The 20,709-nt window shown below is 66.3% G+C and carries 17 protein-coding genes and 1 pseudogene; 11 read left to right on the forward strand and 7 right to left on the reverse strand.

The features are described from left to right. Nucleotides 1–119 precede the first annotated feature (119 nt). Nucleotides 120–995, reverse strand: coding sequence for an NAD(P)-dependent oxidoreductase (locus tag HUK65_RS06890; RefSeq protein ID WP_179905415.1), 876 nt, complete (start codon nt 993–995; stop codon nt 120–122). A gap of 110 nt (nt 996–1,105) precedes the next feature. Between HUK65_RS06890 and HUK65_RS06895 the strand changes: the two genes are divergently transcribed. Next, nucleotides 1,106–3,565 carry a penicillin acylase family protein gene (locus tag HUK65_RS06895; RefSeq protein WP_179905416.1) on the forward strand — a complete coding sequence of 820 codons (2,460 nt, stop codon included), beginning with the start codon at nt 1,106–1,108 and terminating at the stop codon, nt 3,563–3,565. A gap of 64 nt (nt 3,566–3,629) precedes the next feature. Here HUK65_RS06895 and HUK65_RS06900 read toward each other — a convergent pair whose 3' ends face one another. The 4 genes from HUK65_RS06900 to HUK65_RS06915 all read right to left on the reverse strand — a co-directional run bounded on the left by HUK65_RS06900 (nt 3,630) and on the right by HUK65_RS06915 (nt 7,740). Then, a complete protein-coding gene (locus tag HUK65_RS06900; RefSeq protein WP_179905417.1) occupies nt 3,630–4,040 on the reverse strand; it encodes a hypothetical protein in 411 nt (136 codons plus the stop codon). Between the two features lie 117 nt (nt 4,041–4,157). Further along, the gene (locus HUK65_RS06905) at nt 4,158–5,300 is read right to left on the reverse strand and encodes a glycine cleavage T C-terminal barrel domain-containing protein (protein WP_179905418.1); all 1,143 of its coding nucleotides are present in this window, start codon (nt 5,298–5,300) and stop codon (nt 4,158–4,160) included. Nucleotides 5,301–5,461: 161 nt separating this feature from the next. Then, nucleotides 5,462–5,956 carry an Lrp/AsnC family transcriptional regulator gene (locus tag HUK65_RS06910; protein ID WP_179905419.1) on the reverse strand — a complete coding sequence of 165 codons (495 nt, stop codon included), beginning with the start codon at nt 5,954–5,956 and terminating at the stop codon, nt 5,462–5,464. Nucleotides 5,957–6,138: 182 nt separating this feature from the next. Further along, nucleotides 6,139–7,740, reverse strand: a complete 1,602-nt coding sequence (locus HUK65_RS06915; RefSeq protein ID WP_179905420.1) for a 5-guanidino-2-oxopentanoate decarboxylase — start codon at nt 7,738–7,740, stop codon at nt 6,139–6,141. A gap of 357 nt (nt 7,741–8,097) precedes the next feature. Here HUK65_RS06915 and xsc point away from each other — a divergent pair, with 357 nt between their 5' ends. Beyond that, nucleotides 8,098–9,873 carry a sulfoacetaldehyde acetyltransferase gene (gene xsc / locus HUK65_RS06920; protein ID WP_179905421.1) on the forward strand — a complete coding sequence of 592 codons (1,776 nt, stop codon included), beginning with the start codon at nt 8,098–8,100 and terminating at the stop codon, nt 9,871–9,873. A 344-nt stretch (nt 9,874–10,217) separates the two neighbouring features. On the opposite strand, the gene HUK65_RS06925 is transcribed toward xsc, so the two are convergent. Next, entirely contained in the window at nt 10,218–11,432 is a 1,215-nt protein-coding gene (locus HUK65_RS06925; RefSeq protein ID WP_179905422.1) for a TIGR03862 family flavoprotein, read from the reverse strand. A 60-nt stretch (nt 11,433–11,492) separates the two neighbouring features. Between HUK65_RS06925 and HUK65_RS06930 the strand changes: the two genes are divergently transcribed. Together HUK65_RS06930 and HUK65_RS06935 are read left to right on the forward strand one after the other, a co-directional pair. Continuing rightward, on the forward strand, nt 11,493–11,819 hold the full coding sequence (locus tag HUK65_RS06930; RefSeq protein WP_179905423.1) for an HNH endonuclease family protein: 327 nt from the start codon (nt 11,493–11,495) through the stop codon (nt 11,817–11,819). Between the two features lie 112 nt (nt 11,820–11,931). Beyond that, nucleotides 11,932–12,663 (forward strand): hypothetical protein, encoded by a 732-nt coding sequence (locus tag HUK65_RS06935; RefSeq protein WP_179905424.1) that lies wholly within the window; start codon nt 11,932–11,934, stop codon nt 12,661–12,663. A gap of 161 nt (nt 12,664–12,824) precedes the next feature. Here the strand turns inward: HUK65_RS06935 and HUK65_RS06940 are convergent, their stop codons facing one another. Continuing rightward, entirely contained in the window at nt 12,825–13,733 is a 909-nt protein-coding gene (locus HUK65_RS06940; RefSeq protein WP_179905425.1) for a LysR substrate-binding domain-containing protein, read from the reverse strand. Between the two features lie 180 nt (nt 13,734–13,913). Here HUK65_RS06940 and ugpB point away from each other — a divergent pair, with 180 nt between their 5' ends. The 7 genes and pseudogenes from ugpB to HUK65_RS06975 form a co-directional block, all read left to right on the forward strand. Further along, entirely contained in the window at nt 13,914–15,236 is a 1,323-nt protein-coding gene (gene ugpB, locus HUK65_RS06945; RefSeq protein ID WP_179905426.1) for a sn-glycerol-3-phosphate ABC transporter substrate-binding protein UgpB, read from the forward strand. A gap of 66 nt (nt 15,237–15,302) precedes the next feature. Then, nucleotides 15,303–16,193 (forward strand): sn-glycerol-3-phosphate ABC transporter permease UgpA, encoded by an 891-nt coding sequence (gene ugpA / locus HUK65_RS06950; RefSeq protein ID WP_179905427.1) that lies wholly within the window; start codon nt 15,303–15,305, stop codon nt 16,191–16,193. Between the two features lie 13 nt (nt 16,194–16,206). After that, on the forward strand, nt 16,207–17,055 hold the full coding sequence (gene ugpE, locus HUK65_RS06955; protein ID WP_179905428.1) for a sn-glycerol-3-phosphate ABC transporter permease UgpE: 849 nt from the start codon (nt 16,207–16,209) through the stop codon (nt 17,053–17,055). A 3-nt stretch (nt 17,056–17,058) separates the two neighbouring features. Beyond that, nucleotides 17,059–18,111 carry a sn-glycerol-3-phosphate import ATP-binding protein UgpC gene (locus HUK65_RS06960; protein ID WP_179905429.1) on the forward strand — a complete coding sequence of 351 codons (1,053 nt, stop codon included), beginning with the start codon at nt 17,059–17,061 and terminating at the stop codon, nt 18,109–18,111. A 14-nt stretch (nt 18,112–18,125) separates the two neighbouring features. Next, complete coding sequence (locus tag HUK65_RS06965; protein ID WP_179905430.1) at nt 18,126–19,031, forward strand: glycerophosphodiester phosphodiesterase family protein; 906 nt, start codon at nt 18,126–18,128, stop codon at nt 19,029–19,031. Between the two features lie 78 nt (nt 19,032–19,109). Continuing rightward, the gene (locus tag HUK65_RS06970) at nt 19,110–19,718 is read left to right on the forward strand and encodes an HD domain-containing protein (RefSeq protein ID WP_179905431.1); all 609 of its coding nucleotides are present in this window, start codon (nt 19,110–19,112) and stop codon (nt 19,716–19,718) included. Between the two features lie 182 nt (nt 19,719–19,900). Continuing rightward, nucleotides 19,901–20,578, forward strand: a pseudogene (locus HUK65_RS06975) (IS5 family transposase); the annotation flags it as partial. Nucleotides 20,579–20,709 lie beyond the last annotated feature (131 nt).

A 20,709-nucleotide genomic window follows, 5' to 3' on the forward strand; every position in this document is an offset into this window, starting at 1 on the left:
TCACCTTGCCGGGAACCCCCAGGGGGTGAATGCGCGTTTCGCGCAGAGGGGGCAGAATGCCCCCTGAAACCCGCACGCAGTGCCAGAAGGCGTGCGCGCGGCACGCGCGCTCCATCAGGTCACCCGTCGAACCGCCGCAAGCGCCGGATCAGGCTCGATGTGTCCCAGCGCCCGCCGCCCATGGCCTGAACCTCCTTGTAGAACTGGTCCACCAGCGCGGTCACAGGCAGCGCGGCACCGACCTCATCGGCCGCCTCCAGGCAGATGCCCAGATCCTTGCGCATCCAGTCCACGGCAAACCCATGGTCGAACGCATCATCCAGCATGGTGCCATGACGGTTGGCCATCTGCCACGAACCAGCCGCACCCTGCGAAATCACCTCGATCACCGCGCGCCCGTCCATCCCGGCCTTCTCGCCGAAATGCAGCGCCTCGGACAGGCCCTGCACCAGCCCGGCAATGGCGATCTGGTTCATCATCTTGGCAATCTGCCCCGCGCCGCTCTCGCCCAGCCGCCGACAGACCCGCGCATAGGCGGCGATCACCGGCTCGGCCCGGTCATAATCCGTCTGCGCGCCCCCGCACATCACCGACAGCACGCCGTTTTCCGCCCCCGCCTGCCCGCCCGAGACCGGCGCATCCACAAAGCCGATACCCGCCGCGCGGGCCTGCGCCTCCAGCTCACGCGTGACCTTGGCCGACACCGTGGTGTGATCCACGAACACCGTCCCCGGCGCCATCACCCCAAAGGCCCCACCTTCGCCCACGCAGACCGCGCGCAGATCGTCGTCATTGCCCACGCAGGCCATCACGAACTCGGCCCCGGCTGCGGCCGCCGCCGGGGTCGGACCCATTGCCCCGCCATGACGGGCCACCCAGGCCTCGGCCTTGGCGGCGGTGCGGTTGTAGACGGTCACCTCATGCCCGGCCTTCGCCAGATGCCCGGCCATCGGCCCGCCCATCACCCCCAGTCCCAGAAACGTGACTTTTGCCATTCCGGCCTCCCATGTCATACGCTGCGATTGCGCTTTGCGCTGTGGCGGCATACGAACCCGGCAACGCGTATTCGTCAACCGCGAAACCCCACCGGGCAGGACAGGCAGGCATGTTCACCTTCTTTCGCTGGCTGCTACGCATCTTCACCGCGCTGGCGATTCTGGCGGTGATCGGCGTCGGCTTGAGCTATTTCTTCCTCTCGCGGTCGCTGCCGGATTACAACGCGCGGCTGACGGTCCCGGGGCTGGAGGCCCCGGTCGAGATCGTGCGCAACACCCATAACGTGCCCCATATCTTCGGCGAGAGTGACGAGGACGTGTTCTTCGGTCTGGGCTTTGCCCATGCGCAGGATCGGCTGTGGCAGATGATGCTGCTGCGCCGCACCGCCCAGGGACGGCTGTCCGAGGTCTTTGGCCCCCGCACCCTGCGCACCGATGAGTTGATGCGCCGCCTTGACATCTATCCGCTGGCCCAGCGCGCGGTCACCGCGCAGGACGCCGAAACCCGCGCCGCGCTGGAGGCCTATTCCCGCGGGATCAATGCCTGGGTGCAGGCCGTGAACGAGGGCGCGCGCGGACGCGGCGCGCCCGAATTCTTCCTGTTCCCCGGCGAGTTGCCGCTCTGGCAGCCTGCGGATTCGCTGGCCGTCATGAAGGTGATGGCGGTGCAGCTTTCGGACCAGATCCAGCGCGAGGTGCAGCGCGCGCGGACCTCGCTGCTGGTAGACCCCGAACGCCTGCGCGATCTGTTGCCCGATGCGCCGGGCCGCGGCGTGGCGGCATTGCCGGATTACGCCACCCTCATGCCCGGGGTCCGCCCGTCCCGTGACCCGCTGCGTTTTGCGGGCGGGGCGCTCTCGCCCATCCGCGATGTGGGCATGGCCGGGGCGTCGAACGCCTTTGCCGCCGCACCGTCACGCTCGGCCGCCGGGGGGACGCTGCTGGCCAATGATCCGCATCTGGGGCTGACGGCGCCCTCCTCCATGTATCTGGCCCGGCTGGAGTTGTCTTCGGGCGGGGTGATCGGGGCCACGATTCCGGGGATTCCGGCGGTGCTGATGGGCCGGTCGGATCATCTGGGCTGGGGGCTGACCTCATCCTACATGGATGATCTGGACGTGTTCATCGAACGGCTGGACCCGGAAGATCCCCAACGCTACCGCACCCCCGAGGGCTGGGCCGAATTCGAGACCCGCCGCTCGATCATCCGCGTCAAGGATGATGCGCCCATGACCCTGACCCTGCGCTGGAGCGAGAACGGCCCCATCCTGCCCGGTGCGCATTATGAGCTGGGCAGCGTCACCCCTCCGGGCCATGTGGCCGCCATCGCCTGGACCATGCTGCAAGAGGACAACACATCGATGACCGGGGCCATGCGGCTGATGCGCGCCCGCAGCATCGACGAGGCCTTGAAGGCGGGCGAACTGGTCACCGCACCGTCGCAGAACCTGATGCTGGTGGACAATGACCGCATCGCCATGCAGACCTTGGGCCGGATGCCCCGGCGCGATGCCGACCACCTGACCGAAGGGCGGATGCCCGCCGCCGGATGGGTGGCCGAAAACCGCTGGCGCGGCACGCTGCCCTACAGCGCCAACCCGCGCTTCGTGGAACCCGCAGGCGGCATCCTGGGCAACACCAACAACAAGATCCTGGACCGCCCCTTTCCGCTGCATGTCAGCCATGACTGGGGCGACACCCAGCGCATCAACCGCTGGCTGCGCCTGATGGGCATGCGTGAGGTCCACACCCGCGACAGTTTCATCGAAGCGCAGCTGGACACCGTCAGCCAGGCCGCGCGCACGCTTCTGCCGCTGGTGGCCGCCGATCTGTGGTTTTCCGGCGAGGCCGCGCCCACCGGCACCCGCGCGCATCTGCGCCAACAGGCGCTGAACCTGCTGGCCGACTGGAACGGCGAGATGAACGAGCATCTGCCCGAACCCCTGATCTATGCCGCCTGGATGCGCGAATTGCAGTATCGGCTGATCCGCGACCGGCTGGGCCCCATGGCGGCGAATTTCCGGCGGCTGGAGCCGGTGTTCATCGAACGCGTGTTCTCGGACACCGAGGGCGCTTCGGAATGGTGCAACATCGTGCAGTCCTCGCAGCGCGAAAGCTGCACCGAGATCGCGCAGATGGCGCTTGATGGCGCGCTGGTCTGGCTGTCGGAACGCTACGGCCCCAACCCGGAAAGCTGGCGCTGGGGCGATGCCCACACCGCCACCCACCGCCATTCCGTTCTGGGAGAGGTTCCGGGGCTGGGCTTCTTCGTCAATATCCGCCAGTCCACCAGCGGCGGCGATCACACGCTGATGCGGGGCCAGACCTCGGGGCAGGATCCGGACCCGTTCGCCAATGTGCATGGCGCGGTCTATCGCGGGGTCTATGATTTCGCCGATCCTGACAGTTCGGTCTTCATCATCTCCACCGGGCAGTCAGGGCATCCGCTCAGCCGCCATTACGATGATCTGGGCGACCTGTGGCGGCGGGGCGAATACATCCCCATGTCGCTGGACCCGGACCTGGCCCGGGGCGGGGCCGTCGGCATCTCCCGGCTGGAGCCGCGCTGACGCAAGCCACCCCGGAACGCCCGCGGCCATCGGGCCGCCGCCGGTGGCGGATCTTGCGCAGTGATCACCCCTTCGGCGCAGTGCCGCGCCCGGGTTGCTCCGCGTCCAGGTCGATCCGGTCCGTGATCTCGGGCGCCAGAAGCCCCGCATGCAGGGCCAGGAGGATCAGCTTGGCATCCAGCGAATCGCCCGCGTCCAGCGCGGCCTCCAGCCGGGCCTCGGTGCGGTCGGCGGCGTCTTCGCCACTGGTTTCGGCAAATTGCACATGCCCCAGGACGCAATAGGCCAGCAATTCGGCTGCCTGGGCAAAGGCCCTGTCCCGGGGCAGCTGCGGCGCGTGTTTGCGCGTCAGCTTGATCACGGTCAGCTTCACCGCCTCGGGGATCAGGATCGGATGCAGGCCCGCCGCGCGCAGCGAATCGTGCAGCGCCTGCATGGTGGCCGAACGGCCCAGCATGTCAAAAAGCCGAAACATGGACAGGGGTGTAGCATGTCCCCGGCGGCGCTCCATCCGAAAACGGGCTGCGCCCCCGGGAATGTTCCCCCCGGGGGCGCCTGCCATGGCATCGGCACCGGTGTCGCCGCGTGCCCGTCAGGCAGCGGCGAGGCGTTTGTTAGGGTCGTAGAAAGGCCGCTCGACCACCGTGGCGTGGCTGGCGCCCCTATGGGTCATGACCTCCAGCCGGGTGCCAGGTTCGGCATGATCGATCGCAACCATGGCCAGCGCGATATTGCGCTCCAGCCGCGGCGAATAGACCGCCGAGGTGACCCTGCCCACCGCGCCAGCGTCCGAATGGATGGTCCAGAAGGTCGTGTTCGGTCCCTCCAACGGCGCGCTGTCGATGATCAGCCCCACCTGCTTGCGGCTGACCCCCGCATCCCGGATGCGGCGCAGCGCGGCCTTGCCGATGAAATCGCCATCCATCTCCAGGTCCACCAGCCGGTCCAGGCCCAGTTCGAACGGGTTGGTGTGGATATCGGCATCCGCGTGATAGGACAGCATCCCCCCTTCGATCCGCCGGATGGTCGAGGTATGGCCCGGCTTCAGCCCCAGCGGCACGCCCACGGCCATGATCCGCTCCCACAGCGCATCGCCGCGGCTGCCGTCCCGCAGATACAGCTCATAGCCCAGCTCCGACGACCAGCCGGTGCGCGAGATGATCAGCGGGATGCCGTCCAGCTCGGCCTCGCGCCACCAGAAGTAGCGCAGGTCCATGATGCTGTCGCCAACGAGCGCGCGCATGATCTCGCCCGATTTCGGACCCTGAAGCTGCAGCGGCGAGACATCGGGTTCACGGATGGTCACATCCATCCCGGAATGCACCGCAACGCCCTGCGCCCAGAGCAGGATGTCGCTATCGGCCAGCGACAGCCAGAAATGGTTTTCATCCAGCTTCAGCAGGATGGGGTCATTGAGGATGCCGCCCTCGGCATTGGTGATCAGCACATATTTGCACTGCCCCACCTTCATCTTCGACAGGTTGCGCGGGGTCAGCATCTGGGTGAAGCGCGCCGCATCGGGGCCGGTGATCTCGACCTGCCGTTCCACGGCCACGTCGCACAGGATCGCCGCGTTGATCAGGTTCCAGAAATTCGCCTCCGGGTCGCCGAAATCGCGTGGAATATACATGTGGTTGTAGACCGAAAACCCCTGTGCCCCCCAACGCACCGTGGCGTCGAAATAGGGCGATTTGCGGATCTGGGTGCCGAAGCCGAAATCTTGCAGATCTGTCATGGTATCCTCCCGTTTACTGGCGCAGGCCCGGGTGTGGGCGGCGCCGCGTCCCTGATTCCGATGTAAGGATTTTCACGCCTGGATTAAGCCTGAATACCGGGGGCAAAAGGGACCGTTCAGGCCCTTTTGCAGGCCCTCGAACGTCCGTTTGGGCGCCGTGATCAGGCGCCCTCGCGCCGGACCAGCCGCGCAAGATTCGGCGGCGCGGATTTGACCTGCCGGGTGGTAAAATAGGTGAAATAGCGGTCGATCCCGCTTTCAAGCGAGAGCAGCTCTTCCATCAGGGCCTGAAAGGCGGCCAGATCGGGGGCGATGACGGTCAGGACATAATCCATGCCGCCGCCCGTGGCGACGCAATGGGTGATCTCATCCTTGCTGTGGACAAGTGCCTCGAAGCGTTCGAAATCGACCTTGCGGTGATGGCCCAGCGATACCGTGACCACCACCTGGGTGAGATCGGCCATCCGCTCCAGCGCGATATCGCCGCGATATCCGCGGATGTAGCCCGCAGCCTTCAGCCGGGTCAGCCGCTCCCAGCACGGGGTGGGGGACAGGTTCACCATCTCGGCCAACTGGGTCTTGCTGAGCTGGCCGTGTTTCTGGACGGCGCCGAGGATGCGGATATCGGCAGCGTCCAGTCCGGTCTTCTTGCGCATTGCGGCGGCCCTTCATGCGGCGGGCAGGGCGCATCCGCCCGCACCTGCAGGTCATGTCCTGTTGCCTTATGGCGCGCGACAGGGGGCGCTGCGCAGTGCTTTGCGACCAGATTTCGGGCATTACCGAAACGCGCGGGCGGGAGGCAGGGGGGACGGGCAGCAGGGGGCCGCCCGCGCCGACCTCAGCCCATGGCAAAGGCGCGGATCATGTCATCGCCGAACCGGATCATCAGCGGCTCCGGCATCCCCTGCGCCCCGGTGCAGGCGCGCAGCAGGCGCTCAGGGGTTTCCGGGCGCTCCACCCGCCAGCCGCAGGCCCGGGCGATGCTTTCCAGATCCGGGGTGAACAGATCCACGCCCAGCGGCGCCACCTGTGCGGCGGTCATGGCGGATTTGATCTCGCCATAACCAGAGTTGTCATGCAGCAGCAGGATCAGCGGCACGCCGGCTTCGGTCGCACTGGCCAGTTCCGCCAGGCTGAACTGCAGCCCGCCATCGCCCACCAGCGCCAGCACCGGGCGCTCACCCGCGCCCAGCGCGGCGCCAATGGCAGCGGGCAGGCCATAGCCCAGCGTGCCGAAGCCGGTGGCCGAATTCCACCAGGCGCGGGGCCGGGCGGGGCTGAAGCCCAGGTTTCCGGCATAGACCAGCTGGGTGGAATCGCCGACGAAAAGCGCCTCGGGCAGGGCATCGCGCAGGGCGTCCAGCATGGCCAGGGCTTCGCGCATGAAGGGCTCCAGCCCGTTGCGGCCGCTGCGGGCCTGCGTGGCCCGGGCGGCGCCATCACGCGCGCCGGGCGCGGGGGGCAGCGCGGCCAGAAGCGCATCCGCCGTGGCCGCCGCATCCCCCAGAAGCGGCAGCGCCGGGGCGGGGCCGCAGGCGATCTGCGCGGGGTCGATATCCACCCGCAGAAACGCGCCTTCGATGGCAAAGCCGCCGTCTTCATACATGTCGAAATCCGTGGGCCCCAGTTCGCTGCCCAGGGCCAGCACCACATCCGCCCCGGCAACCATCTGCCGGACCGAGCCCGCACTGGGGCTCAGCGGCACTGCCAGCGGGTCATCCGGCGCCATCAGGCCGCGGGCATTGGTGCTCATGACCACTGGCGCATCCAGCGCGCGAGCCAGCGGCGCCACATCGCCGCGCATGCCGCCGCCCACCAGGATCACCGGCCGCGCGGCCCCGGCAAGCAGGGCTGCAGCCTGTTGCAGCACATCGGCGGGGGGCAGCGGCGCGGCCAGCGCGGGCGGCGGTGGCAGCGGCAGGTCCGACGCATCCATCGCCATCACATCGATGGGCAGTTCCAGATGCACCGGCCGTGGCCGGGCGGACGTGAACACGCCCCAGGCCCGCGTCAGCGCGGGCAGGATCTGATCGGGGTGGCGGATGGTCTGGCTGAAGGCGCTGACATGGGCGCTCAGGCCGCGCTGGTCGGGCATTTCATGCAGCCAGCCCTGGCCGCTGTCCATCCGCCCCTGCGCATTGACCGCCGAGATCACCAGCATGGGAACGCTGTCGCCATAGGCCTGGCCCATGGCGGTGCTGATATTGGTCACCCCCGGCCCGGAAATCACGAAGGCCACGCCGGGCTTGCCCGTGGCGCGGGCATAACCGTCGGCCATGAACCCCGCCGCCTGTTCATGCCGGGGGGTGATATGGCGGATGCCGGTGCTGCCAAGGCCGCGATAAAGCTCGATCGTATGCACACCCGGAATTCCGAAGACCACCTCCGTGCCCCAGTGTTCCAGCACCTTGCACAGGTATTCCCCCGCTGTCAGCCGCATCATCCGCTCCTGTTCGCTGCCCCGGCCCCAGGATGAGGCCCGTGCCCATGGGCTTAGAGGGTGCGGATGCGGCGTGCAACCGGCAGCGTGGCGCCGGAATGGGGGAGGTCGAACAGAACGCCCGCGCGGAATCGCAGCCTGGGGTGCCCATCGGCAGCGGCGGCGCATGCCGAGCGTATTTCCGGCAAGATGAAGGACCCGGGCAAGAGGGCGTCCAGAGGGCGGGTGACCGGATGGGTCCGGGGATTCTGGCATCATGGATCGGCGGCATCTGGCCCTAAACCTGCGCGCTGACGTGACCCATGCTTGATCCCGGGACGGGCCAGAGGCCCCGGGCGCAGGACAAGGAGCCAGCCGATGAAGATGACGACCGAGGAAGCCTTCGTCAAAACCCTGCAGCGCCACGGGATCGACAACGCCTTTGGCATCATCGGCTCGGCCTTCATGCCGATATCGGATCTGTTTCCGCGCGCAGGCATCACCTTCTGGGATTGCGCGCATGAAGGCTCGGGCGGGATGATGGCCGACGGGTTCACCCGGGCATCCGGGCGCATGAGCATGATGATCGCGCAGAACGGCCCCGGGATCACCAACTTCGTCACCGCCGTCAAGGCCGCCTACTGGAACCACACGCCGCTGCTGCTGGTCACGCCGCAGGCCGCGAACAAGACCATCGGTCAGGGCGGGTTCCAGGAGGTCGAACAGATGGCGCTGTTCCGCGATATGGTCGCCTATCAGGAGGAGGTGCGCGACCCCGCCCGCATTGCCGAGGTGCTGGCCCGCGTGATCGCCAATGCCCGCCGCCGTTCGGCGCCTGCGCAGATCAACATTCCGCGCGACTACTGGACCCAGGTGGTGGATATCGACTTGCCGGAGCCTGCGCTGATCGACCCGCCCGCCCCGTCCCCCGCGGCGCTGGACCGTGCCGCCGCGCTGCTGTCGCAGGCGCGCTTTCCGGTGATCCTGAACGGCGCGGGGGTGGTGCTGTCCGGCGCCATCTCTGACACCGTTGCCCTGGCCGAGCGTCTGGATGCCCCGGTTTGCGTGGGCTATCAGCACAATGACGCCTTTCCGGGCATGCATCCGCTATTTGCCGGGCCGCTGGGCTATAACGGCTCGCGCGCGGCGATGGAGCTGATTGCCCGCGCCGATGTGGTGCTGGCACTGGGCACGCGGCTGAACCCGTTTTCCACCCTGCCGGGCTATGGCATCGACTACTGGCCGAAGGACGCGCAGATCATCCAGGTGGACATGAACCCGGACCGGATCGGCCTGACCAAGGCCGTCAGCGTCAGCATCATCGGTGACGCCAGGGCCACCGCCCGCGGCATTCTGGAGCGTCTGGCCCCCGATGCCGGCAATACCGACCGCGAGGCCCGCCGCGCCGAGATCGCCCAGCGCAAATCCGCCTGGGCACAGGCGCTGTCATCGATGGACCACGAAGACGATGATCCCGGCACCACCTGGAACGAACGCGCCCGCGACGCCAAGCCGGACTGGATGTCCCCGCGCATGGCCTGGCGCGCGATTCAGGCCGCGCTCCCGCGCGAGGCCATCATTTCGACCGATATCGGCAACAACTGCGCCATCGGCAACGCCTATCCCAGCTTTGACGCGGGGCGGAAATACCTGGCGCCCGGGCTGTTCGGCCCCTGTGGCTACGGCCTTCCGGCGATTGTCGGTGCCAAGATCGGTTGCCCGGATGTGCCGGTGGTGGGCTTTGCCGGGGATGGCGCCTTTGGCATTGCGGTGACGGAACTGACCGCCATCGGACGGCCTGAATGGCCCGCGGTGACCATGGTGGTGTTCCGCAACTACCAGTGGGGTGCGGAAAAGCGCAACTCGACCCTGTGGTATGATGACAATTTCGTCGGCACCGAACTGGATGAACAGGTCAGCTACGCTGCCATGGCAAAGGCCTGCGGGCTGAAGGGCGTGGTGGCGCGCACCATGGAAGAGCTGACCGAGGCGCTGAACACGGCGGTCGAAGAGCAGATGAAGCATGGCCGGACCACGTTGATCGAAGCCATGATCAATCAGGAACTGGGCGAGCCCTTCCGCCGCGATGCCATGAAGAAACCCGTCCCCGTGGCCGGTATCGACCCCGCCGACATGCGCCCGCAGCCGGTCTGAGCGCCAAGACCCTCCGCGGACGTTGCGGCACGGCGGCCGAGACCCATCGATGCGCAATCATTTGTGGCTGACCGGGTGCGGCGGGAAAACAACCCGGGGGATCGGTTTCCTGACGACCGGGAAAGCCGCGTGTCGATGACTGCCATGCGCTCTGCAGGCCCCGCCCTTGTCGCCGCACGCGACAGCCCGGGGCTGAGGCGGAATCATGAAGCCATGATCCGGGCCGGGAAACGCGCGAAAGCCGCGCTCAGTGCCCTTATGAGAAAGCTGATCGAACTGGCCAGTTCCTCGACGGACAGGATTCGGCACCGGGCCCCGAGAACAGCTTGATCAAGGAGGATATTCTAACGGTGACGCTGCAGCCAGTCCGCGGCTGCGCGCCCGGCATGGCGGCCGGTGGCCAGACAACCGGTGATCAGATAGCCGCCCGTCGGGGCCTCCCAATCCAGCATTTCCCCGGCAACAAAGACGCCGGGCCGGGCGCGCAGCATCAGCCCGTCATCCACGGCGCAGCGCCGAACGCCCCCGGCGGTCGAGATCGCCTCGTCCAGCGGAGCAACGCCCGCCAGCGGCACTGTGAGCGCCTTCAGCCCTGACGCCAGCACCGCTGCATCGCGCGGCACGGGGCGCAGGAGCTCCTGCACCAGCGCCAGCCGCACGCCGGACAGCCGCAGCGCCTTGCGCAGGCGATTGGTGCCGCTTTCGCGGGCGGGGCGGGCCGCCAGACGGCAGGTCAGGGTTGCCGCGTCCAGATCGGGGAACAGGTCCAGCCGCAGGGGGGCCCCCTCGCGCAGGGCGCGGCTGATGGCGTAGATGCCGCCGCCCTCCAGCCCCCGCGCGCTCAGCACGCATTCGGCGCGTACCCGCTGCGCCCCGGCCATCAGCGCAATCCCCTTCACCGGCGCGCCGAAATGCGGCGCCATATGTGCCGACCAATCAACCAGAACGCCCATGTTCGCAGGCTGGAACGGCGCCAGCTCCACACCTGCCGCGCCCAGGATCGGCGCCCAGGCCCCGTCCGACCCCAGCCGCGCCCAACTGGCCCCGCCCAGTGCCAGCACCGTCACCCCCGGCCGCAGGCGGCGGGGGCCTTCGGGCGTGTCAAAGCACAGCGCGCCATCCTCATCCCACCCCTGCCAGCGCCAGCGCGTGCGCAGGCGCATCCCCTGCCCCGCCAGCCGCGCCAGCCAGGCCCGCAACAGCGGCGAGGCCTTCATTGCCACCGGAAACACCCGCCCCGAACTGCCGGTGAATACCTCCTGCCCCAGCCCCCGCGCCCAGTCCTGCACCGCATCGGGGCCGCAGGCGGCCAGCATGGGGGCCAGCCAGTCGGCGGCCTCGGCATAGGCGGCGTCAAATTCGGGCCGGGCTTCGGCCTTGGTCAGGTTCAGCCCGGATTTTCCGGCCATCAGGAATTTGCGCGCCGCGCTGGGTCTGCCCTCGCACAGGGTGACGGGGATGGCAGCCGCGCCCAGCATTTCCGCCGCCATCAGCCCGGCGGGGCCGGCGCCGATCACCAGCGCGGCGGGGCGGTCATCGTGATCCTGTGCCGGGTGCATGGGCTTGCCTCGGGCGCGGGATGCGCCATTCTTTGACCTGCACTAACCTGCAGGACCCCCATGGACCAGCCCCCTGAAAGCGACCCCGAATGCCCGCTTTGCAGGCGCCCCATTCCGCCCGGGGTGCCGCAAAGCCTCCATCACCTGATCCCGAAGCTGCGCGGCGGCAAGGGCGGGCCGGTGGTGCTGCTGCACAGCATCTGCCACCGCGAAATCCATGCCACCCTGACCGAGACCGAGCTGGCCACGATCTACAACACCCCTGAGGCCCTGCGCGCCCACCCGCGGCTGGCCCGGTTCATCGCCTGGGTCGCCCGCCGCCCGCCTGCCTTCAACTCCAAGGTTCCAGGGGCGCAGCGGGGACCAAGGCGCCGCAGCCGCCGGTGACAGGTTCTTAACGATTGGCTGCAACACTCGGATTCGGTGGGGGCTGAATCGTCAGGGGTGTGCCGGGTGGTGGGCACCTCCTGTGATGTTCAGCGACAGAACGGGGTGTGTGATGAAACAGGAAAGCAGTTCTCGGATACCGGACCGGCCGGATACCGTCATGGCCCATGTCCGGTTGACCAATCCGCAAGCCACGGTCGAGGAACGCCGCGCCGCGCAGCAGGCGCGGGTGGGTATCCTGCGCAACCCGGCCGAGCCCAAGCTGACAATCCATCCGCCGCGCGATGTCTGGCGCAAATGGCCGCGCTTGCGCAGCAATCGCCGAAACGGCGCCTCAGGGACCATATTGCAAGCTGAAATCGTCCGCAGGGCCGGGACGGATGATCCCGCCACGGGCGAAGCCCGGCATGCGGGCTCGCCGGATGGGCGGGCATTGCACAGCCAGACCCGCGCGCTGCACCAGGCGCTCCATGTCCAGCAGCAGGACGCCCCCCCGCGCCCCGAGAGCGTAGCGCGACCCGGCCCGGCAGGGCAGCCCCCAAGGCACGATGCGGCACCGGGTCAGGACCGACAGCGCGCCCGGAATCGCGCAGGGCCCAACGCGCGCGCCATTGCCCCAGCACCGGGCACAACGGCCGACCAGAACGGCGGGCCTGACACCCCCGGCGGCGGGTCCATGGTGCAAGGGCCGCGCGGATGGCGCATCGGCGGCCTGCGCAGCCAGAACCGCACCAACATGGGCCAGCGGCATCCCTGGCCGCAGCGCATCATCTTCGCCCTTGCCTGGGGGGGCTTTTGCGCTGTGATCGGAGGGGTGGTGCTGCGACTGGCCACCGGGCCATGAGCCCATGACCAGACCGGCACGCGCCCGCAAACGCCAGCGCCCGGATGCAGCAGCCAGCGCCAGCCCGCGCCTTCGGGTGACCTGATTCGGCCATGCCGGGAACTGGCAGAGGCTGATCAGGCTGGCACAGGGTGCGCTGACGGCGCCCGACGCCGCTGACCTCAGCCCTGCGCCATGGCATATGCGCGCAGACTTTCGCTAAAGGCTTCGATGAATTCCAGCGTGATCATCGACGGTTGCTTGTGGATCGGGCGCACCAGGGACAGGCGGTGCGCGATGGCGGGCCGGAACGGGCGGTAATCGATCCCGCGCCCCTGATATTGCGCGGCATCCAGCTCGCTGATGACCGCCACGCCCAGGCCGTGACGCACCAGTTCGCAGGCCGTGGTGAACTGGCGGGCCTCGATATAGGTTCGGATGCTGACGCCATCGGCCTGAAACGCATCATGCAGCGTCTGGTAGAAGGCACTTTCGCGCAGTGTATGGATCAGCTTTTCGGCGGCGATATCCCGCGGGCGCAGAACACTCTTGCTTCCCAGCGGGCTGCCCGAGGGGAAAATGCAGACGGTGCGGATATCGATCCGTTCGCTTTCCACCGCCGGATGGCCACCAAATCCATCGGTTATACCCAGGTCGAACTGCTCTCCCACCATCCATTCCAGCACCCGCTCGGGGCGGTCGGGCTCCAGCGTGACGCTGACGCCCGGGCGTTCCTGCAGGAAGCGCGCGATCACCCCGGGCAGATGGCTGACCGCAAACCCCGGCAGGCAGGTGATTCGCAGATGCCCGGCGGTGCGCTGGGTTATGTTGCGGCCGGTTTCGGAAATGCGGTCCAGCAGCGCCAGGGAGCGTTTCACATCCGGGAGCAGCAGGCGGGCCTCTTGCGTGGGAACCAGCCGCCCGTCGCGCCGGTCAAACAGCGCAAACCCCAGCGCATCGGTCAGATCCGAGATCAGACGGCTGACCGCAGGCTGCGAGATATCCAGCATCTGCGCGGCGCGCGTCATGGTTCCGTTGTCCACGACGGCCAGAAAGGCTTCAAGCTGGCGGGGGCTGAGCTGGGGGTGCATGGGGAAACTCCGGGCAGATCGCCGCAGCGATATAACATGATATTATACCCTTTGGGAAAAAAATTGTCTTGTCTTATGTCTGTTACAATGCCACCGTAGCGATGGTAGCGCGCGACACGCGGCACGCTGCGGTCGCCATGAGACAACCGCTTCACCGCTACCTCTGAAAGGGAGGATATCATGAAAAAACCGTTGTTTGGGGCTTGTCTGGCGGCAACCACCGCACTGACCCCTGCCATGGCCCTGTCGCAGACCACCGTTTCCTGGTGGCACGCCATGGGCGGCGAACTTGGCGAGCTGCTGGAAGGTGTGGCCGAGGCCTTCAACGAAAGCCAGGACCAGTACCGCGTGGTGCCCAGCTATCGCGGCACCTATACCGAGACCATGACCGGCGCTATTGCGGCCTTCCGGGCCAACCAGCAACCGCATATCCTGCAGGTGTTCGAAGTTGGCACCGGCACCATGATGGCCGCCGAGGGCGCGATCTATCCGATCTACCAGCTCATGGCCGACAATGACGTGCATTTCGACCCGGACGCCTATCTGGATACGGTGGTGAGCTACTACACCGACCCGGACGGGAACATGCTGTCCTTCCCGTTCAACTCGTCCACCCCGATCATGTATTACAACAAGGACGTGTTCGAGGCCGCCGGGCTGGACCCGGAAACCCCGCCCGCCACCTGGGCCGAGGCCGAGGAAGCCGCGCGCGCCATCGTCGAATCGGGGGCTGCGCCCTGCGGGTTCACCACCTCCTGGCCGTCCTGGGTGATGCTGGAAAACTTCAGCGCCTGGCACAACATCCCGCTGGGTACGCAGGCCAACGGGTTCGAAGGCTTCGACACCGAATTCGTCTTCAACAACGAGCATGTCGCCCGCCATTGGGACAACCTTGCCGCCTGGCAGGATGACAATGTGTTCCGCTGGGGCGGCCCCGGGCCGGGCCCGGATGCCTTCCCGGCCTTCTATGCCGCCGACTGCGGCTTCGTCTTCGGCTCCTCGGCCAGCCGCGCCGGTGTGCTGCGCAACTCGGACTTCGAGGTCGGTTACGGCTTCCAGCCCTACTATGACGATATCGAGGGCGCACCGCAGAACACCATCATCGGCGGTGCCACGCTCTGGGTGCTGACCGGGCACACCGACGAGGAATACGCCGCTGTCGCGGCCTTCTTCGAGTTCCTCTCGCAGCCCGAAGTGCAGGCCCAGTGGCACCAGGACACGGGCTATCTGCCGATCACCCAGGCGTCCTTCGACCTGACCGCCGAGCAGGGGTATTACGACGAGAACCCCGGCGCCGACACCTCGATCAGGCAGATGACGCTGAACCCGCCGACCGAGAACTCCAGCGGGCTGCGTTTCGGCAACTTCGTGCAGATCCGCGACATCATCTCGGAAGAGATGGAAGCGGTGATGTCGGGCGCCAAGACCGGCCAGGAAGGCGCCGATGACGCGGTGCGCCGCGGCAACGCGCTGCTGCGCGAGTTCGAAGCGTCCATGAACTGACGCCACCCCTTGCCGCCCGCCCCCGGAAACGGGGGCGGGCTGTTTTCCCTTGCGCGGACTGGACCGATGCAGACCAAACGCATGACTTTCTCCCGCAGCTGGCTGCCCTATGCGCTGCTGGCCCCGCAGGTGATCATCACCCTGATCTTCTTCATCTGGCCGTCGTTTCAGGCGCTCCGGCAATCGGTCTACCGGCAGGGCGATGCCTTCGGCATCCGACCGCCGCAGTTCGTCTGGTTCCAGAATTTCCAGGCGCTGTTCGCCGATCCGCTCTATCTGAATTCGCTGAAGGTCACTGCGGTCTTCGCCATCGGCACCACGCTCCTGTCCATGTCGGTGGCGCTGCTGTTTGCGGTCATGGTGAACCGCATGATCCGCTCGCGCGACACCTACACCACCTTTCTGGTCTGGCCCTATGCCATCGCGCCCGCCATCGCGGGGGTGCTGTGGTGGTTCATCTTCAACCCGTCCATCGGCATCATGCCCTACATGCTGGACATGGTGGGCTACAACTGGAACCACCGGCGCGACGGCAATGATGCCATGATCATGGTCATCATCGCCTCGGCCTGGCGGCAGATCAGCTACAATTTCCTGTTCTTCCTGGCCGGGCTGGCCGCCATCCCGCAATCGCTGATCGAGGCCGCGGCCATCGACGGGGCCAGCCGGATGAAGCGCTTCTGGACAATCGTCTTCCCGCTCTTGTCGCCGATCACTTTCTTCCTGCTGGTGATCAACATCGTCTACGCCATGTTCGACACCTTTGGCGTGATCCATGCCACGACCGAGGGCGGGCCGGCGCAGGCCACCAACATCCTGGTCTACAAGGTGTATCGAGACGGGTTCGTGAACCTGAATTTCGGCTCATCGGCGGCGCAGTCGGTGGTGCTGATGGGGATCGTCATCGTCCTGACCGTCATCCAGTTCCGCTATATCGAGCGGCGCGTGAATTACTGAGGGGGACCGGTCAATGGTAGAAAACAATCGCTGGGGCAACTTTTTCGCCCATGTCATCCTGATCCTGGGCGTCGCCATCGTGGTCTTCCCGGTCTATGTGGCGATCATCGCCTCGACCCACCCGCCGGGGACCTTCGTGCGCGGGGTGATGCCGCTCTGGCCGGGCACCAACGCCTGGGAGAACTACACCACCGCCATCACCGAAGGGCGTTCGCGCGCGGGCACGCCGCCCATCGGGGGCATGATGTGGAACAGCTTCATCATGGCCATGGCGATCACCATCGGCAAGTTGTCGATCTCGATCATCTCGGCCTTTGCCATCGTCTATTTCCGCTTTCCGGGGCGCATCTTCTTCTTCTGGATCATCTTCCTGACCCTGATGCTGCCGGTTGAGGTGCGGATCGTGCCGACCTTCCAGGTGGTGGCCGATTTCGGGATGCTCAACAGCTTCGCGGGCCTGTCGATCCCGCTGATCGCCTCGGCCACGGCGACCTTCCTGTTCCGGCAGTTCTTCATGACCGTGCCCGAGGAATTGATGGAGGCCGCCCGTGTCGATGGCGCGGGGCCGATGAAGTTCTTCAAGGACATCCTGCTGCCGCTGTCGATCACCAATATCGCGGCGCTCTTCGTGATCATGTTCATCTACGGCTGGAACCAGTATCTCTGGCCGCTGCTGATCACCACCGACCCGGACTATTACACCATCGTCATGGGCATCCAGCGCATGGTGACCGGGGGCGACAGCGAACCCTTGTGGCATCTGGTCATGGCCACCGTGGTGCTGGCCGCCCTGCCCCCGGTGCTTGTCATCCTGTTCATGCAGCGCCTGTTCGTCAAAGGCCTGACCGAGACGGAGAAATAATCCATGGCTTCCATTACGATGGACAACCTGTGCAAGGTCTATATCGGCGGCGTAAAGGCGGTGTCCGATGTCAATCTGGATATCGCCGATGGCGAGATGATCGTGCTGGTCGGCCCTTCGGGGTGTGGCAAGTCCACGCTCTTGCGCATGGTCGCGGGGCTGGAAACCATCAGCGACGGCACGCTCAAGATCGGCGACCGGGTGGTGAACAATCTGGAACCCGCCGACCGCGACATCGCCATGGTGTTCCAAAACTACGCGCTTTACCCGCATATGACCGTGTTCAACAATCTGGCCTACGGGTTGAAGAACCGCGGCTTCAAGAAGGCCGAGATCGACCGCCGCGTGCGCGAGGCCGCCCAGATGCTGGAGATCGGCCAGTTTCTGGACCGCAAGCCGCGCCAGCTTTCGGGCGGGCAGCGCCAGCGGGTCGCCATGGGGCGTGCGCTGGTGCGCGAGCCTGCGGCCTTCCTGTTCGATGAACCGCTGTCGAACCTGGATGCGAAACTCCGCGTGCAGATGCGGGTGGAAATCCGGCAGTTGCAGAAACGGCTCCGCACCACCTCGCTTTATGTGACCCATGACCAGCTTGAGGCGCTGACCATGGCCGACCGGCTGGTGGTGCTCAACGCCGGGCGGATCGAACAGGTCGGCACCCCGATGGAGCTCTATTCCCGCCCGGCCACCACCTTTGTCGCGGGGTTCATCGGCTCGCCTGCCATGAACATGCTGCCAGCGGAGTATCTGAAAACGCTGGTCTCGGCGGATGATCTGGCCCATCTGCCCCAATCCGCCGACCTGATCGGCATCCGCCCCGAGGATCTGTCGCTTGCCCCCCCGAAGGAGGGCGAAATGGCGCTTACGGGCGAGCTGATGCTGCTGGAACCGGCCGGGGCGGAAAGCCATCTGCACCTGAAACTTGCAGGGTTGAAGGACATCTTCGTGGCGCGCCTGCCCCAGGTGCCCGATGTCAGCGAAGGCACGGCACTGACCTTCAGCCTGCGCCGCGATCAGCTTCACCCCTTTGACAGTGCCAGCGGCCAGCGCGTCGCCTGACGGAGCACAGCTCGATGACGAACCCCTTTCGCCGGCCAGCGGGCCGACCCATCATCTATGGCCATCGCGGTGCGCGCGGGGTTCTGCCGGAAAACACCATGGCGGGGTTCGAATACCTGCGCCAGATCGGTATCGGGGCCGTTGAACTGGATGTGCAGAACGCCGCCGGGCGCGTTCCGGTTGTCATCCATGACCCGCTGATGCCTGCGCAACTGGCCCGCGACCCGGCAGGCAACTGGCTGTCCGATGCAGGGCCAAGGGTGATGGACCTGACCCTGGTGGAACTGCAGGGCTATGATGTGGGGCGCCTGAACCCGCATCACAAGTATGGTGAAAACTACCCGGATCAGGCCCCCCGGGATGGCGCGCGCGTGCCCAGCCTGGATGAATTCGCGGCCTGGGCAAAGGCGGATCGCGGATTGATCGTCAATATCGAGATCAAGTCCTACGCCCATCGCGATGACCTGGCCAACCCCCCGGAAGTCCTTGTTGGCGATGCCCTCGCGGTTCTCCGGCGCCACGGGATTGCGGGGCAATGCGTCTTTTCCAGCTTTGACTGGCGTGTGCTGTCGGCCCTGCGGGCCACCGCCCCCGAGATTGCCCGGGCCTATCTGACCTATGAGCAGCCCGGGCCCGAAAACATGATCCATGCGGGCTCTCCCTGGATGGACGGGCTGTCGCTGGCCGATCATGGCGACAGTCTGCCCCGGCTGATCGCAGCGCAGGGCGGGAAATGCTGGAACGCGTATCGCCGGGACGTCACGCCAAAGCGTCTGGCTGAGGCCCATGACCTGGGCCTGGCGGTCAATGTCTGGACCGTCAATGACCGAGATGAGATGCAGGAGATGATCGACATGGGGGTGGACGGGGTCATCACCGATTACCCTGCAACCGCACTGGAACTGCTCGCCGCCAACTGAGCCCTACCGCCAAGGGTTGAGCCTGAAGCGGGGCTTCGCTATGGCCACTGCCATCGCCGCAGTTGACCGGAGGCCCCGATGAACCCCCCCCGCGCCTGGCAACGCATGCTTTCGGGGCGCAGACTGGACCTGCTGGACCCCACGCCGGTGGATATCGAGCTGGAGGACATCGCCCACGGGCTGGCCTTCGTTGCCCGCTGGAATGGCCAGACCCAGGGGGACTGGCCCTATTCCGTGGCCGAACATGCGCTGCTGGTTGAAGACCTCTTTGCCGCCCTGCAGCCCGGGGCGGAACCCCGCTGGCGGCTGGCAGCCCTTCTGCATGACGCGCCGGAATATGTGATCGGGGACATGATATCGCCGGTGAAGGCAGCGATCGGGCCGGGCTATGACGTGCTGGACAAGCGGCTGACGGCGGCGATCCACATCCGTTTTGGCCTGCCCGCGCAATTGCCGGACCGGATCAAACGGGCGATCAAGCGGGCGGACCGGATTTCGGCCTGGCTGGAAGCGGTGCAGATCGCCGGGTTTTCCGAGGCCGAGGCCAACCGCCTGTTTGGCCGCCCGGACCCGGCGCTGATTGCCCAACGCCGCATCGACCCCTCCCCGCCCGTCCAGACCCGGGCGGCGTTCATCCGACGGGTGGAGGCATTGCTGCAGGACGTTGATCAGGCCCGCCACCCGTAGAAAAACTAGGCTCAGGACCCATTGATTTTGATCTTGCTACGTGATTCACGTTCCGTAAGGAGACCGATCAATGAGCAATCTTTTTTGGCTGACGGACGCACACATGGAGCGTCTGAAACGGCTCTGTTGCACAAATCCCGTGAGGGATTCATCTTGTGAATCCAGTGTGGTAGCTGGACGGCATGAGCAGACCCATCCCCCCGCCTACAAGACCAGGAACTGGCCGGCCTATAACGAAGCGCTCAAGCGCCGTGGCTCGCTTACGATCTGGTTTGATCCCGCCATGACCTGGGAGGCGACGCCGACCGGAAAGCGTGATCGCCAGCCCGACTACAGCGATGCAGCAATCCAGACCTGCCTTACGATGAAAGTGCTGTTCGGCATGGCGCTGAGGCAGACGACCGGGTTCGTCGAAAGCCTGCTGCGGCTGAGTGGGTTGGACTGGGTCGTGCCCAATTTCAGCACGCTCTCACGTCGGCAGAAGACCTTGCAGGTCAACATCCCGTATCGAGGATCAGACGGGCCGCTGCACCTGCTAATCGACAGCACAGGCATCAAGGTCGAGGGCGAAGGTGAATGGACAGAGGAGGGTCAGCAAACAGTCCGGGGGACTGTTTGCCCGACGATGGCGCAAGCACGGTGGCACCAAACGCCTTGTATGGCGCAAGATCCACGTTGGAATTGACGAGAAAACACTCGAAATCCGCGCTGCCGAGTTCACCACCAGCGACATAGGCGACGCGCCCATGCTGCCCGAACTGCTCGATCAGATCCCACCCGATCAGGAGATCGGCAGCGTCACCGCGGATGGCGCTTTCGACACTCGCAAATGCCATGATGTTATCGCCGCCCGCGGTGCTGCCTATAGCGCGACAATCTGGGTGAGAGGAGCGTGTCAATCAGGATGAGAATCTTTGGTCGCGACATCAGCGAGGATGGCGGGTTTGTGTGTCGCGGGCAAGGGGATTGTCGCCAGTGATTGTCGCGCGGC

Origin of the sequence: Rhabdonatronobacter sediminivivens (assembly GCF_013415485.1) — a bacterium.
Taxonomy (GTDB): Bacteria; Pseudomonadota; Alphaproteobacteria; order Rhodobacterales; family Rhodobacteraceae; genus Rhabdonatronobacter; species Rhabdonatronobacter sediminivivens.

Bases quoted from the DNA above. Each gene is read 5' to 3' on its own strand.
- HUK65_RS06890 (WP_179905415.1), bottom strand. From the start codon at position 995: ATGGCAAAAGTCACGTTTCTGGGACTGGGGGTGATGGGCGGGCCGATG.
- HUK65_RS06895 (WP_179905416.1), top strand. From the start codon at position 1,106: ATGTTCACCTTCTTTCGCTGGCTGCTACGCATCTTCACCGCGCTGGCG.
- HUK65_RS06900 (WP_179905417.1), bottom strand. From the start codon at position 4,040: ATGTTTCGGCTTTTTGACATGCTGGGCCGTTCGGCCACCATGCAGGCG.
- HUK65_RS06905 (WP_179905418.1), bottom strand. From the start codon at position 5,300: ATGACAGATCTGCAAGATTTCGGCTTCGGCACCCAGATCCGCAAATCG.
- HUK65_RS06910 (WP_179905419.1), bottom strand. From the start codon at position 5,956: ATGCGCAAGAAGACCGGACTGGACGCTGCCGATATCCGCATCCTCGGC.
- HUK65_RS06915 (WP_179905420.1), bottom strand. From the start codon at position 7,740: ATGCGGCTGACAGCGGGGGAATACCTGTGCAAGGTGCTGGAACACTGG.
- xsc (WP_179905421.1), top strand. From the start codon at position 8,098: ATGAAGATGACGACCGAGGAAGCCTTCGTCAAAACCCTGCAGCGCCAC.
- HUK65_RS06925 (WP_179905422.1), bottom strand. From the start codon at position 11,432: ATGCACCCGGCACAGGATCACGATGACCGCCCCGCCGCGCTGGTGATC.
- HUK65_RS06930 (WP_179905423.1), top strand. From the start codon at position 11,493: ATGGACCAGCCCCCTGAAAGCGACCCCGAATGCCCGCTTTGCAGGCGC.
- HUK65_RS06935 (WP_179905424.1), top strand. From the start codon at position 11,932: ATGAAACAGGAAAGCAGTTCTCGGATACCGGACCGGCCGGATACCGTC.
- HUK65_RS06940 (WP_179905425.1), bottom strand. From the start codon at position 13,733: ATGCACCCCCAGCTCAGCCCCCGCCAGCTTGAAGCCTTTCTGGCCGTC.
- ugpB (WP_179905426.1), top strand. From the start codon at position 13,914: ATGAAAAAACCGTTGTTTGGGGCTTGTCTGGCGGCAACCACCGCACTG.
- ugpA (WP_179905427.1), top strand. From the start codon at position 15,303: ATGCAGACCAAACGCATGACTTTCTCCCGCAGCTGGCTGCCCTATGCG.
- ugpE (WP_179905428.1), top strand. From the start codon at position 16,207: ATGGTAGAAAACAATCGCTGGGGCAACTTTTTCGCCCATGTCATCCTG.
- HUK65_RS06960 (WP_179905429.1), top strand. From the start codon at position 17,059: ATGGCTTCCATTACGATGGACAACCTGTGCAAGGTCTATATCGGCGGC.
- HUK65_RS06965 (WP_179905430.1), top strand. From the start codon at position 18,126: ATGACGAACCCCTTTCGCCGGCCAGCGGGCCGACCCATCATCTATGGC.
- HUK65_RS06970 (WP_179905431.1), top strand. From the start codon at position 19,110: ATGAACCCCCCCCGCGCCTGGCAACGCATGCTTTCGGGGCGCAGACTG.